Annotated in this window: 8 protein-coding genes; all 8 read right to left on the reverse strand. The window is 61.9% G+C overall.

All coding sequences use genetic code 11. The features are described 5' to 3' along the window. Window positions 1-102: 102 nt before the first annotated feature. Window positions 103-2,811: a DNA topoisomerase III gene (locus WA928_RS10865; protein WP_424303300.1), complete on the reverse strand. Its 2,709-nt coding sequence runs from the start codon at window positions 2,809-2,811 to the stop codon at window positions 103-105. Between the two features lie 183 nt (window positions 2,812-2,994). Beyond that, window positions 2,995-3,888 (reverse strand): tRNA glutamyl-Q(34) synthetase GluQRS, encoded by an 894-nt coding sequence (gene gluQRS, locus WA928_RS10870; RefSeq protein ID WP_424303303.1) that lies wholly within the window; start codon window positions 3,886-3,888, stop codon window positions 2,995-2,997. A gap of 4 nt (window positions 3,889-3,892) precedes the next feature. Beyond that, on the reverse strand, window positions 3,893-4,360 hold the full coding sequence (locus WA928_RS10875; RefSeq protein ID WP_424303306.1) for a DUF494 family protein: 468 nt from the start codon (window positions 4,358-4,360) through the stop codon (window positions 3,893-3,895). Window positions 4,361-4,398: 38 nt separating this feature from the next. Beyond that, window positions 4,399-6,423 carry an acetyl/propionyl/methylcrotonyl-CoA carboxylase subunit alpha gene (locus WA928_RS10880; RefSeq protein WP_424303309.1) on the reverse strand — a complete coding sequence of 675 codons (2,025 nt, stop codon included), beginning with the start codon at window positions 6,421-6,423 and terminating at the stop codon, window positions 4,399-4,401. 9 nt (window positions 6,424-6,432) lie between these two features. Further along, a complete protein-coding gene (locus tag WA928_RS10885; protein ID WP_424303312.1) occupies window positions 6,433-8,034 on the reverse strand; it encodes a carboxyl transferase domain-containing protein in 1,602 nt (533 codons plus the stop codon). Between the two features lie 14 nt (window positions 8,035-8,048). Beyond that, window positions 8,049-9,230, reverse strand: a complete 1,182-nt coding sequence (locus WA928_RS10890; RefSeq protein WP_424303315.1) for an acetyl-CoA C-acyltransferase — start codon at window positions 9,228-9,230, stop codon at window positions 8,049-8,051. 16 nt (window positions 9,231-9,246) lie between these two features. Next, complete coding sequence (aceK, locus tag WA928_RS10895; RefSeq protein WP_424303318.1) at window positions 9,247-11,103, reverse strand: bifunctional isocitrate dehydrogenase kinase/phosphatase; 1,857 nt, start codon at window positions 11,101-11,103, stop codon at window positions 9,247-9,249. A gap of 4 nt (window positions 11,104-11,107) precedes the next feature. Next, the gene (locus WA928_RS10900; RefSeq protein ID WP_424303321.1) at window positions 11,108-12,286 is read right to left on the reverse strand and encodes an isovaleryl-CoA dehydrogenase; all 1,179 of its coding nucleotides are present in this window, start codon (window positions 12,284-12,286) and stop codon (window positions 11,108-11,110) included. Between the last annotated feature and the right edge of the window lie 20 nt (window positions 12,287-12,306).

The raw sequence follows: 12,306 nt of genomic DNA on the forward strand, positions 1-12,306 counted from the left end.
GCAGACGCAGTAGATACCGCCTTCCCTGACGCTGAAAACCGCATACCCGGCTGCTCTGCATGGAGCAGGCCGGGTATGCGGCTTGTTGGCTCTGCTTGCGTCTCAGAAGGCGGGTGTATCGTCTTCGGTCTGGGTGGCCTTGGCAGCTGGCTTACGGCGTGTGGTGGCTTTGCTGGCCGCTTTAGTGGTGGTCTTGCCGGCAGGGGCTGTTTTGCCGGCGCTTGCCTTGGTGGCCGTCTTGCTGGGGGCTTTCTTGGCCGCCGTGGTGGTTTTTGCCGCTGTTTTGCTGGCAGTTGTCTTGCTTGCAGCCTTGCTGGTGGTTGCCTTTTTGCCTGCCGCAGCCTTGGTGCCCGCCTTGGGTGTGCGCGCCTCGAACTCGAAGCCGATCTTGCCATCGGCCTGGCGCACCAGGTAGGCCTTGAACTTGCGGTTGGTGCGGCTGGAGACAAAGCCGTCAAACAGATCGGTTTTTCCTGTGGCCAGCAGTTGCGTCATTTGGCTGGCAGGGATCTCTTGCTGCAAGATCACTTTGCCGCTGCGGAAACTGCAGGTTTTATTGGGCCCGGTGGCATGTTCGCAGATGTAGTTCATGCCGTGTTCGTACACCTGGCCGCCACACTTGGGGCAGGGGCCCAGGGCCGTCTGGCCGGAGAAATCAACCGGCTCGGTGTCCTCGTCTTCTTTCTGGCCAAAATCAAACTCAAGCTTGAATTCATCGGTGATGCGCAGCACCGCAGCAAAGGGCCGTCCCATCTTGCTGATAAAGCCAGTCAGGGGTCCCAGCGTGCGTGTTTTCAGCAGCTCTTCAACCTCGGTGACCTCGAAGGTGCGCCCGCCCGGGTGCTTGCCGATCGAGAAGTCGCAGGCGGTGCAGGCATAACGACGGTAGTTTTCCTTGACCACTGCGCCACATTTTGGGCAGGGTGTTTGCAGGGTCGCGTAGTCGCCCGGCACGGTATCGCGTTCGTACTCTTTGGCACGCTTCACAATCACCTGCGTCATCTGGGCGATTTCGCGCATGAAGGATTCGCGATCCAGCTGTCGCTGTTCGATCAGCTTCAGCTGGTGCTCCCAGCCGCCGGTAAGCTCTGGAGAGGTCAGTTCGTTGACCCCCAGGCCCGATAGCAGTGTCATCAGCTGGCGTGCCTTGGCGCTGGGCACTAGATCACGGCCTTCACGGCGCAGATAGGTTTCGTTGATCAGCCCTTCGATGATGGCTGCACGTGTGGCTGGCGTGCCCAGGCCTCGCTCGGACATGGCTTCGCGCAGGGCTTCGTCATCCACCAGCTTGCCGGCGCCTTCCATGGCAGACAGCAGGGTGGCTTCGTTAAAGCGTGCCGGTGGCTTGGTGGCCAGGCCGCGTGCCTCGATGTCTTCTGTGCGTACGCGTTCGCCATCGGCTACGGCCACCAGAGAGCTCTCGTCGCCTTGTGATTCGCGGCCATAAATGGCCAGCCAGCCCGGTGACACCAGGATCTTGCCCTCGGTCTTGAAATGATGGCCCGAGACCTGGGTGATGCGGGTGGTGACGCGAAACTCGGCTGCCGGGAAAAACACAGCCAGAAAACGCCGGGCGATCAGTTCGTAAATCTTGAATTCGGCATCGCTGAGCTCGCGCGGTACCTGCAGCGTGGGGATAATGGCAAAGTGATCCGAGACCTTTTTGTCATCGAAGATGCGCCGGTTGGGCTTGACCCATTGCTGCTCGACCACTTGCTGCGCAAAGGGCTGCACCGAGCGCGCCACGCTGGAGTCGGCTGCAGACAATACCTGCATGGTTTGCTGCACGGTGCTGACGTAATCCTGGGGCAGGTAACGTGAATCGGTACGTGGATAGGTCAGGGCCTTGTGGCGCTCGTACAGCGTCTGGGCCAATGACAGCGTGGTTTTGGCCGAGAAGCCAAACCGCGAGTTGGCTTCGCGCTGCAAGGTGGTGAGATCAAACAACGCCGGAGACATCTGCGTGCTGGGCTTGGATTCTTCTGTTACCACGCCTGCTTGCTCGCGGCAGGCACTGACCACGCTTTGTGCTGCGCTGGCCGCCCACAGGCGCGAGTCACGCGCATCGGGGTCTTGCTCGTTTTTCTTGAAGTCTGGATCGAACCAGCGGCCTTCGTACAGGCCTGCTGCCGCCACGAAGGTGGCATGGACTTCCCAGTAATCACGGCTGACAAAGCTGCGGATGCGGTCTTCGCGCTCCATCACGATGGCCAGGGTCGGTGTTTGCACTCGACCCACCGGCGTTTTAAAAAAGCCGCCATCCTTGCTGTTAAAGGCAGTCATGGCGCGCGTGCCATTGATGCCCACCAGCCAGTCGGCCTCGGCACGCGAGCGGGCCGCTGCTTCGAGCGGCTTCATGGTGTCATCGTCGCGCAGGTTGGCAAAGGCCTCGCGGATGGCTGCCTGCGTCATGGACCGGAGCCACAGCCGCTGGATGGGCTTTTTGATACCGGCGTATTGCACGATGTAGCGGAAAATCAGCTCGCCTTCACGGCCCGCGTCACAGGCATTGATCACGGCGCCGACATCCTTGCGCTTGAGCAATTTGACCAGCAGCTTCAGGCGCTCGGAGGAGCGCTTGTCGGTGGGGCTGAGTTCAAATTGTGGCGGGATGACGGGCAGATGCGCAAAACTCCATTTGCCGCGGACGGGGTCGTTGGGCGCCACCAGGCTGAGCAGGTGGCCGACGCTGGACGACAGCACGTACTGCTCGCTTTCGAAGTAATCGCCTTCGCGGGTGAAACCACCCAAGGCACGGGAGATATCCAGGGCAACCGAGGGTTTTTCAGCAATAATCAGAGTTTTGGTCATGGGGTTCCATTGGTGGCCGTTTTGCAACCACAATAGCGCGGATCATACGAGGGGCTACCGCAGCATGCAAGTTTCCGTCTCGTCCCCGGTACCGGGCCTGTGTGCCGGAAAGCGCGGCAAAATGGCTTGGGGCCAGGGTGTGCCTGCCACCGGCGGGGTGCTCGTGCGGGTGGATCAAATATATCAAACTGCGGCAAAGCGTCGCGCCCAGTGCTCGGTTGCCAGGGGCCAGAAGCCTGTCGGTGTGTGGCAATCCACCGGCGCAAACCCGAGGGCAACCCAGGCCTGTTGCAGGGTGTCCAGCGGGGTATCCAGGTTTAATGCCGGTGCGTGATTTTGTTTGGATAACTTGCGGCCCTGGGCATCCAGCACTAGCGGAACGTGCAGCCACTGAAGGCAGGGTAGCCCCAAGGTCCGTGCCAGTTGGGCCTGACAGCCGCTTGAGCCCAGCAGATCGGCGCCGCGCACGACATGGGTAACCCCCTGCTCGGCGTCGTCCACCACAACCGCCAGTTGGTATGCCCATAAGCCGTCGGCCCGCCGCACAATGAAGTCTCCCACCTCGCGGCTGACATTCTGGGATTTCGGGCCTGCCCAGCGATCAGTAAATGTTTCTACTTGAGGATCAAGCAGAAAACGCCAGGCGGGCGCGTGCTTGCCGGGCTGCTGGGTAGGGGGGGCTGCCATGCCGGCTGCCTGCGGATGCTGCCCTGAGGCCTTCTGTGGCCGGCAGGTGCCCGGATAGGGGCCGGGCGGGCGTTGCCGCCGGGTGCAGTAGCAGGGGTACACCCGCGCGTTTTCTTGCAAGACCTGAAATGCGCGGGCGTACAGGGCCTTGCGATGGGTTTGCCACACCACAGGCGCGTCTGGCTGCATGCCCAGTGCCTGCAACTGGTGCAGGATGAAGTGGTCTGCGCCCGGCTCGGTGCGCGGCTCGTCGATGTCTTCGATGCGCACCAGCCAGCGGCCATGGTGTGCGCGGGCATCCAGGTAGCTGGCCAGGGCGCTTACCAAAGATCCTGCGTGCAGCGGACCACTGGGGCTGGGTGCAAAACGCCCCACGTAGGTGGGCGTCATGGGCTTAGTGCGAGAGCCGGTTGTCGTCGTCGGCCAGGAGCTCTTCGAACACCAGGTGGTCGACCTCGGCTTCCTGGCTCCAGAGCACCATCAGGGCCAGTACCTTGATCTCGGAGAGCGATAGCGGGAAGCTGTCGGCTTCTTGGGCGGTTTCGATGAGGATTTCGCGCAACGCGGGCGGCAGGCTGCCCGAGATCTCGAGGAAGGTGATGAAACCGATGGCTTCGGAGCCCAGGGCTGCGTATTCGTTGGAGGTATAGATACGCGTGGCCGCCGGGTGCGGGCCCTCAGGCAGTGCCAGCGGCAGGCAGCGCTCGGTGGAGCTGGCAAGGCTGCGCAGCCAGTTGAGGGCGTCATTAATGTCGTCGTGTTCGAATCCTACAGCCGCAAGCTTGCTGGCCAGAATCTCTGCCCGGGGGCAAGATTGAGGCGTGTAGTAGTTTTCGAACAAATAAACCAAAATATCGTACATGGCGCGGGAGAGAACAAGTTGCCTCTAGTGTACTTGGCTTATTGGTCTGCCTCCAGTGCAATCAGGGTAACACCATCGCTCACCTGATCACCCACCGCATAGAACACCTCTTGCACCACGCCATCATGGGGGGCTTCGATGGTGTGCTCCATCTTCATGGCTTCCATCACCACCAATGCCTGGCCGTGTTTGACGTGATCGCCCGGAACCACGGAAACCGACAGGATTTTGCCGGGCATGGGAGCCGTCAGGCCGCCAGCGTGCCCCTCGTCGGCCTGGCCGGCGGCCAGTGCGATGGGATCTTGCCAGGTAAGCGTATGGCGCTGTCCGTTGGCAAAAATATCCAGGCGTGCGCCCAATGCATGTGTGTCGGCCCGACACGCTTGCGTGCCCAGGCGGATTTGCAGCTGCCCGCGGGCATCACCGGCTTGCCAGACCAGTGCCTCTGGCTGCTGCCCGTCTAGCGCCAGTGTCCATTGAAGCCCTTGGCGTTGCAATTGTACGGTGCGCTCACCCAGCGGGGTCTGAAACACCAGGGTGCGTTGATACACATCCCCCACCCGCCAGCCATCTGCCTGTTGCCAGGGGCTGCCGGTGTTGCCCTGAGGCAGGCAGGCCTTGGGTTGCGTCAGCCCGCTGGCTTGCAGCACCATGGCGGCGGCCAGCGCCAGGATGGTGTCCGGGGTGACCTGTGCCGTGGGGAAAAGATGATCGTGTTCGCGCGGGATCAAACCGGTGTCGAGATCGGCCGAGACAAAGGCTGGGTTGTCCATCAGGCGCCCCAAAAACGCAATGTTGGTGTGCAGTCCTGTGGCGCGTACCTGTGCCAGCGCCTTGATCATGCTTCGCCGGGCTTCTTCACGGTCTTGGCCGTGCACAATGAGCTTGGCGATCATGGGGTCGTAATAGGGCGAGATGGTGTCTCCCTCACGCACACCGCCATCCACCCGCACCGGCGCAACCTTGAACGCGGCGTGGTCTGGCCAGCGCAGTACGTCCAGGTGGCCGATGCTGGGCAGGAAGTCCTTGTCCGGGTTTTCGGCATAGATGCGGGCTTCGATGGCGTGGCCGTGGATGGCCAGTTGATCCTGAGTGCGCGGCAGTGGCTGGCCGGCGGCCACCCGCAGTTGCCACTCCACCAGGTCTTCGCCGGTGATGGCTTCGGTGACGGGATGCTCAACCTGCAAGCGGGTGTTCATTTCCATGAAATAAAACTGCCCGTCGGGCTCGGCGATGAACTCGACCGTGCCCGCCCCCACGTAGCCCACCGCCTGGGCAGCGGCCACCGCTGCCTGGCCCATGGCCGCGCGACGTTCGGGCGTCATCCCGGGTGCCGGAGCTTCTTCGATCACTTTCTGAAAGCGCCGCTGCACCGAGCAGTCGCGCTCAAAGAGGTAGACACACTGCCCGTGCTGGTCGGCAAAGACCTGGATTTCGATGTGGCGCGGTTTTTGCAAGTAGCGCTCGACCAGCACCTGGGGGTTGCCAAAACTGCTGGCGGCCTCGCGTTGGCAGGAGGCCAGGGCGGCGGCAAAGACGTCGTCGCTTTCGACGATGCGCATGCCTTTTCCGCCTCCGCCCGCACTGGCCTTGATGAGCACAGGATAGCCGATCTTGCGTGCTTGTTCTTGTAAGAAGCCAGATTCTTGTCGATCGCCATAATAGCCGGGCACCAGGGGCACATGGGCCTTGTCCATCAGGGCCTTGGCGGCCGATTTGCTGCCCATGGCCGCAATGGACTGCGCCGGCGGGCCGATAAACACCAGCCCTGCATCGCCGCATGCCTGGGCAAAGGGGGCGTTTTCAGACAAAAATCCGTAGCCTGGGTGGATGGCCTGTGCACCTGAGCGGCGGGCCGCCTCGAGGATGACGTCGGCGCGCAGGTAACTGTCTTTGGGCTCGGGGCCGCCGATCAGGATGGCTGCGTCACAGGCCTGGACGTGGCGCGCCTGGGCATCGGCCTCTGAATACACGGCAATGGTGCGGATCCCCATTTTGCGTGCAGTGGCGGCAATACGGCAGGCGATTTCGCCACGGTTGGCGATCAAAAGAGTATCGAACATGGGGCTTCCTTACATTCTGAACACGCCAAAGCGGGTGGCTTCGACAGGGGCGTGGCGTGCAGCCGCCAGGCCAAGGCCCAGGACGCGGCGGGTGTCCGATGGCGCAATGATCCCGTCATCCCACAGACGGGCGGTGGAATAGTAGGGATGGCCTTCGTGCTCGTACTGCGCCCGAATGGGTGCCTTGAAAGCGTCTTCTTCTTGTGCCGACCATTGGCCGCCCTTGCGCTCGATGTTGTCGCGCTTGACCGTGGCCAGCACGCTGGCGGCCTGCTCGCCACCCATAACGGAAATGCGGGCGTTGGGCCACAAAAACAGCAATCGTGGGCCAAAGGCGCGGCCGCACATGCCGTAGTTGCCTGCGCCAAAAGAACCCCCGATGAGGATGGTGAATTTGGGTACGGAGGCGGTGGAGACCGCGGTTACCATCTTGGCGCCGTGGCGTGCAATGCCTTCGTTTTCGTATTTGCGGCCCACCATGAAGCCGCTGATGTTTTGCAGAAAAACCAGCGGGATGTTGCGCTGGCAGCAAAGCTCGATAAAGTGCGTGCCTTTTTGTGCGGCCTCTGAAAAAAGGATGCCGTTATTGGCGATGATGCCCACGGGCATGCCGTAGATTTTGGCAAAGCCGGTAACCAATGTGGTGCCAAAGCGCGCCTTGAATTCTTCAAACTCGGAGCCATCCACGATGCGCGCAATCACTTCGCGCACGTCGTAAGGCTTGCGGGTGTCTTGCGGGATGATGCCATCGAGTTCGGCCGCATCGTACAGCGGCTCGGACCAGGCCTCTGGCTGTGCCGTGGCGGGCAGGTTGAGGCGTGCCACCGCGTCGCGGGCCAGACGCAGCGCGTGGGTGTCGTTTTCGGCCAAGTGGTCGGCCACCCCCGACAATCGCGTGTGCACATCGCCGCCGCCGAGGTCTTCGGCCGAGACTTCTTCTCCGGTGGCGGCTTTGACCAGCGGTGGGCCACCCAGAAAGATCGTGCCCTGATTGCGCACGATGATGGATTCGTCGCTCATGGCGGGCACGTAGGCGCCACCCGCCGTGCACGAGCCCATCACCACCGCCAGCTGGGCAATGCCCATCGAGGACATCACAGCCTGGTTATAAAAAATGCGCCCAAAGTGGTCACGATCAGGAAAGACTTCATCCTGATTGGGCAGGTTGGCTCCGCCCGAATCCACCAGGTACACGCAGGGCAGGTGGTTTTGTTGCGCAATCTCTTGCGCGCGCAAATGCTTTTTGACGGTCAACGGGTAGTAGGTACCCCCCTTTACCGTGGCGTCATTGCACACAATGACGCATTCAGTGCCACTGATACGGCCGATGCCGGTGATCAGGCCGGCGCCGGGTGAAGCATTGTCGTAAACGTCATGCGCCGCCATCGGCGAGAGCTCGAGAAAGGGGGTGCCGGGGTCGAGCAGCCTTTCGACGCGATCTCTGGGCAGCAGTTTGCCGCGGCTCAGGTGCCGCTCACGGGCGGATTCGCTGCCCCCCTGGGCCGTGTGAGCAATCTGCGCTTGCAGATCCTGGGTTTGCGCCCGCATGGCACGGGCGTTGTCCTGGAAATCCTGTGAGCGCGGGTTGATGCGGGATTCGATGACGGGCATAACGGTTTCCTGTGTTACAGCATTTCGATGGCGAGCGCGACGGCCTCGCCACCGCCGATGCACAGAGAGGCAATCCCACGCTTGCCACCGGTTTTGCGCAGCGCACCGATCAGGGTGGTGAGCAGACGTGCGCCCGACGCCCCGATGGGGTGACCCAGTGCCGTGGCGCCGCCGTGGATATTGACGCGATCATGCGGCAGATTGAGCTCTTTCATGGCAGCCATGGTGACCACGGCAAAGGCTTCGTTGATCTCGTAGAGATCGACGTCGTCGGCTTTCCAGCCGGTTTTGGCCAACAGCTTCTGGATGGCGCCCACCGGTGCGGTGGTAAACCACTGCGGTTCTTGGGCGTGCTGGGTGTGCGCCACGATGCGGGCCAAGGGCTTGGAGCCCAGTGCCTGCGCGGTGGAAGCACGCATCACCACCAGAGCCGATGCGCCGTCCGAGATGGACGAAGAGTTGGCTGCGGTGACTGTGCCGTCTTTTTTGAAGGCCGGTTTGAGGGTGGGGATTTTTTCCGGGATGGCCTTGAAAGGGCCCTCGTCTTTGTCGATAACGGTATCGCCCTTGCGCCCTTTGATGGTGACGGGGGTGATCTCCCAGCCGAAGGTGCCGTCTTCATTGGCCTTGCGTGCGCGTTTCAGGGATTCAAGCGAGAAGGCGTCCTGCTCTTCGCGGGTAAAGTGATATTTGGAGACGCAGTCTTCGGCAAACACGCCCATGGCGGTGCCGCGCTGGTAGGCGTCTTCCAGGCCGTCCAGGGCCATGTGGTCGTACACCGTGGAGTGCCCGTAGCGATAGCCCTGGCGCCCGCGCAGCAGCAGGTACGGCGCGTTGCTCATGCTCTCCTGGCCACCGGCCACCACGACGTCGGCGGATTCTGCCTTGATGATGTCGTGCGCCAGCATCACGGCCTTGAGGCCCGAGCCGCACACCTTGTGCAGCGTGCTGCACGGCACGCTTTTGGGCAGGCCTGCCTCGATGGCGGCCTGGCGTGCTGGCGCCTGGCCTTGGCCGGCTTGCAGCACGTTACCCATGATGACTTCCTGGATGGCGTCTCCGGCAATTCCGGCACGTTCGACGGCGGCACGGATGGCGATGGCGCCGAGCTCGTGGGCCGACAGGCTGGACAGACTGCCCATCATGCCCCCCATAGGGGTACGGGCGGCAGACACGATGACGATGGAATCGGACATGTTGATCTCCTTGTCTTTATGACAGCGGTGGGGCGTCAGGGCTAGACGTCCCTAATGATTGAGATTGCAGACGCCGGGCGGGGTCGTAGGGGAAAATATCTTCGATGCGGCCCTGGGCTGCACGTGCACGGCATTCTTGCCACCATTGTGCATCCAGAAGCTCGGCGTGGTGTTTCATGAAGGCGGCGCGCACGCGGGGGTCGCCCAGCAGAAAGTGCTCGAATTCCTCGGGAAACACATCGTTGGCGCCCACGGGGTACCAGGGTTCGCCGGAGAGTTCGGCTTCTTCGTTGGGGGCTGGCGGGATGCGACGAAACTGCATTTCGGTCATGCGCTGGATCTCGTCGTAGTCGTAAAACACCACCCGTCCCAGGCGCGTGACGCCAAAGTTTTTGTATAGCATGTCGCCCGGGAAAATATTGGCCGCCGCCAGCTCGCGGATGGCCTGGCCGTATTGGCGCACCGCGGCTTCCAGGGCAGTGTCCGAGGCACTGGCAAGAAAGATATTGAGCGGGGTCATGCGCCGCTCGATGTAGACGTGCTTGAGCACCACCAGGTCGTCGGTTTCTTCGATGAGATTGGGCACTTCGGTGCGCAGGCCTTCCAGCAGGCGTGCCGAGAACCGGTGCCGGGGCAGGGCCACCAGTGAGTACTCCCAGGTGTCGGCCATGCGGCCAACGCGGTCGTGTTTTTTGACCATCTGGTATTTGCGCCGCACTGTGGGCTCGTCCATCCCCTCTTTGGCGATGCGGTCCCGGATCAGCTTGAATACGTAGGGATAGGACGGCTGGTTGAACACCGTCATCACCATCCCCTGGATGCCGGGCGCGTAATCGAAGTTGTCGGTGGAGTGCGCCAGATGGTGCAGGAAATCCCGATAAAACAGCGTTTTGCCCTGCTTTTGCAGGCCGATGGTGGTGTAGATCTCGGCCTTTGGCTTACGTGGAAACAAGGAAGACAGAAAATCCACGTACGCGGCGGGTGCTTCCATGTCCACCAGAAAATAGGCCCGCGTAAAGCTGAACAAGGTGCTCAGATCATCGCTGCTGTGCAGCAGGGCGTCCAGCTGCAGATGGCCCGACGGCGTGTGCAGCAGTGCAATGGCAAATGGGTGGATGGCGGTTTGGTTCAGCACCCGCCCCACGATGTAGGCGCCCTTGTTGCGGAAGAACAGCGTGTTCAGTACCTGGATCTGGCAGTCGGGAGCCAGGCGCTTGCCCAGGCCGCGCGGCAGGGTCTGGCGCAGGTGACGCAGGCCTTTGTGCGCCAGTTTTCGGGTGTCGGCTGGCAGGTCGTGATACGGCGCAGCCAGGCCAAAATCGGCCACCATGCGCACAAGGGCAGGCAGCAGGCCCTCGGTAAGTGGATAGTATGAGCGATAGGTGGAAAGGTGACCATCGATGTATTCGGTGGAGATGGCCGGGCGCACAAACAGAAAATCGTTATTGAAATAGCTGCGGTGCAGGATGCGGCAGGAGACTGAGTTGAAAAACGTTTCGGCGCATTCGGGCTGCAGGTGGCTGGCCAGCAAGCCGATATAGCAGGCCTTGGCGGCCTGCCAGAAGATGAGTTGGTCCGCGGTGAGGGCAGTATCTGGTGCGGTTTGGGCCGGTGTCGTGCCGCGCAGCGCCTGTCCCAGCGTACTGGCGCATTCGCGTACCCGCGTGTCGTAGTACTCGATGCGCTCGCGCGAGAGTTGCTGGATGCCGTGCCAGTCGCCGGATTCGAAGAGCGACTTGGCGCGCTGGGCGCTGTAGCGAAACAGCGAGTAGTGGCGGTCAAAGCCCGCCAGAATCATGCGCGCGACGGCCTCCGGGGTTTGTCCCCGGGGTGGCGCCGGCTCGATGTGACGATGATCGCCCTCGTTGCGCATGGCGTCAGGCCGTCTCGCCAAAGAGTTCGCGGCCAATCAGCATGCGTCGGATTTCGCTGGTGCCGGCACCGATTTCATACAGCTTGGCATCGCGCCACAGGCGTCCGGTGGGGTTGTCGTTGATATAACCGTTGCCGCCCAGAATCTGGATGCCTTCGCCGGCCATCCAGGTGGCCTTTTCGGCGCAGTACAGGATGACGCCGGCACAATCCTTGCGCACCTGACGGGCATGCTGTGAGCCCAGGCGATCCAGGTTTTTTCCCACCGTATAGCAATAGGCGCGGCAGGCCTGCAAAGTGGTGTACAGGTCGGCCAGCTTGCCCTGGATCAGCTGAAACTCGCCAATTGCCTGCCCAAACTGGTGGCGCTCGTGCACATAGGGCACCACGGTATCCATCACTGCCTGCATAATGCCCAGCGGCCCCGCGGCCAGAACGGCTCGCTCGTAGTCCAGGCCGCTCATCAGTACCCGTACCCCGCCATTGATTTCGCCCAGCACGTTGTCGGCCGGCACGGCGCAATCCTGAAACACCAGCTCGCCCGTGTGCGAGCCGCGCATCCCCAGCTTGTCCAGCTTCTGTGCCACCGAGAAACCCGCAAAGGATTTTTCGACGATAAAGGCGGTAATCCCGCGCTGGCGGGCATCTGGGTCGGTTTTGGCGTACACCACCAGCGTATCGGCATCGGGGCCGTTGGTGATCCACATTTTGGTGCCGTTCAAAATGTAGTGATCCCCGCGTTTCTCGGCCTTCAGCCGCATGCTGACCACGTCCGAGCCGGCACCGGCCTCGCTCATGGCCAGTGCGCCGATGTGCTCGCCGGAGATGAGACCAGGTAAATACTTGCGCTTTTGTGCCTCGGTGCCGTTGCGATGGATCTGGTTGACGCACAGATTGGAGTGCGCCCCATAGGACAGCGCAATCGAGGCGCTGGCGCGGGAGATTTCTTCCATGGCGATCATGTGAGCCAGATAGCCCAAATTGGCGCCGCCGTAGGTGTCGGACACCGTTACGCCCAGCAGGCCGAGGTCGCCAAACTTGCGCCAGAGGTCCATCGGGAACTGATCATTGCGGTCGGCAGCAGCCGCCCGGGGGGCGATTTCTGCCTGTGCAAAATCACGTACGGCGTCGCGCAGCATGTCGAGATCAGAGCCAAGTTCGAAGTTCAGGCCGGGCAAATCCATGGGGAGTCTCCTGGGAGTGG

It is taken from the genome of Castellaniella sp. (genome assembly GCF_049651205.1).
Lineage (GTDB): Bacteria > Pseudomonadota > Gammaproteobacteria > Burkholderiales > Burkholderiaceae_B > Castellaniella.

Excerpts from the sequence above, each read along its gene's own strand:
- WA928_RS10890 (WP_424303315.1), bottom strand. The coding sequence starts at position 9,230 with ATGTCCGATTCCATCGTCATCGTGTCTGCCGCCCGTACCCCTATGGGG.
- WA928_RS10900 (WP_424303321.1), bottom strand. The coding sequence starts at position 12,286 with ATGGATTTGCCCGGCCTGAACTTCGAACTTGGCTCTGATCTCGACATG.
- WA928_RS10875 (WP_424303306.1), bottom strand. The coding sequence starts at position 4,360 with ATGTACGATATTTTGGTTTATTTGTTCGAAAACTACTACACGCCTCAA.
- WA928_RS10885 (WP_424303312.1), bottom strand. The coding sequence starts at position 8,034 with ATGCCCGTCATCGAATCCCGCATCAACCCGCGCTCACAGGATTTCCAG.
- WA928_RS10865 (WP_424303300.1), bottom strand. The coding sequence starts at position 2,811 with ATGACCAAAACTCTGATTATTGCTGAAAAACCCTCGGTTGCCCTGGAT.
- gluQRS (WP_424303303.1), bottom strand. The coding sequence starts at position 3,888 with ATGACGCCCACCTACGTGGGGCGTTTTGCACCCAGCCCCAGTGGTCCG.
- WA928_RS10880 (WP_424303309.1), bottom strand. The coding sequence starts at position 6,423 with ATGTTCGATACTCTTTTGATCGCCAACCGTGGCGAAATCGCCTGCCGT.
- aceK (WP_424303318.1), bottom strand. The coding sequence starts at position 11,103 with ATGCGCAACGAGGGCGATCATCGTCACATCGAGCCGGCGCCACCCCGG.